This is a genomic window from Neptunomonas qingdaonensis (assembly GCF_900113275.1).
GTDB lineage: Bacteria > Pseudomonadota > Gammaproteobacteria > Pseudomonadales > Balneatricaceae > Neptunomonas > Neptunomonas qingdaonensis.
On the sequence record NZ_FOOU01000035.1, the window covers coordinates 1 to 1,326 of the forward strand.

General features: G+C 45.2%; 1 protein-coding gene. It reads right to left on the minus strand.

The window, feature by feature from the left end:
• Positions 1-235: 235 nt before the first annotated feature.
• The gene (locus BM099_RS20220) at positions 236-1,252 is read right to left on the minus strand and encodes an IS110 family RNA-guided transposase (RefSeq protein WP_090731107.1); all 1,017 of its coding nucleotides are present in this window, start codon (positions 1,250-1,252) and stop codon (positions 236-238) included.
• Positions 1,253-1,326: the final 74 nt, after the last annotated feature.

Below are 1,326 nucleotides of genomic sequence, written 5' to 3' on the forward strand. Positions count from 1 at the left end.
ATAAAAATGTATGGTTCCCCTCATGATTGCAACACAGATTTGTGATCATGAGGTGGTTTTGCGCTAATGTATTCGGAGTCTTTAATTAGGAATGTGTTATTCCCGCTCCACGATGAGCATCCGCGCCAGATAGCCCTTAAAAAGCCGGCAGCTTTTCACAGCTGTTTTTTATGACAGGTTTGCCACCCGGACGGTCAACCGTTTTCATCATCACGCTCTATTATTGCAAACCCGATTAAACCTGTTGTGCCTGATAAGGCTCATTCTTACTTAAAACAGCATAGGCTATCCGCGACAACTTGTTCGCCAGTGCAATGCATACCACATTAAATGACTTACTTACTCGCAGCTTTCTCAACCAGTCATACATCGGCCCTCGATAGCTATCCAATCGCGATAGAATCGCTCTCGCTCCATGCACCAACAAGCATCTGAGGCGTTTATTTCCTCGTTTGCTAATACCCAATAGTTTCGGCTTCCCGCCCGTCGAATACTGCCGTGGCACCAACCCTAACCAAGCCGCCATTTCTCGACCGTTTTTAAACTGATGCGCATTGCCTACTTCAGCCGCTAGCTGGCTTGCCGTCATATCACCAATACCTGGTACTGTTTTTAATAATTGGCAACGACTACTTTGCTTAACTTCTTGAACAATTTTTGCGTCTTGTTCAGCTATTTGTTCATTTAAATAGCGATAGTGATCATGCATCACTTGAAGCTCGCCAATGATGGCGGGGCATAGCGTAACTTTTTGTGTACTTAGCCATGAAAACAGATTTTTCATAGTCGAGTGACCACGTGGAAGAGATAAACCAAACTCTAACAGTAGCGCCCCAATACGCGACATACAGGCGGTGCGCTCCGCGACAAAGCCCTCACGCACTCGATGCACGACTATCTGACTTTGCGCCTCAATTGACTTCACTGCGACAAACCGCATATCAGGACGACCTGCCGCCTCAGTAATCGCCTGCGCATCAATAAAATCATTTTTATTGCCTTTAACGAAAGGTTTAACATATTGAGGTGGGATTAATCGAACGTCATGACCGTGCTCCATACAGAGGCGGCCTAACCAATGCGCACCACCACAGGCTTCAAATGCAATCAGACACGGCGGTAGTTGAGCGATAAAAGTTATGAGTTTTTGACGAGAAAGTTTCTTTTTACAGACTTGTTGATCGTGGGAGTCACAACCGATTAAATGAAAAGAAGACTTGCCTAAATCGATTCCAAGGACTTTGATATACATGAGATGGTTCTCCTTGTTGGTTTCGTCACCTTTCCAGCATAGCTGGTTAAAAGCGAGGGGAACCATCTCATTAA

Excerpts from the sequence above, each read along its gene's own strand:
- BM099_RS20220 (WP_090731107.1), bottom strand. The coding sequence starts at position 1,252 with ATGTATATCAAAGTCCTTGGAATCGATTTAGGCAAGTCTTCTTTTCAT.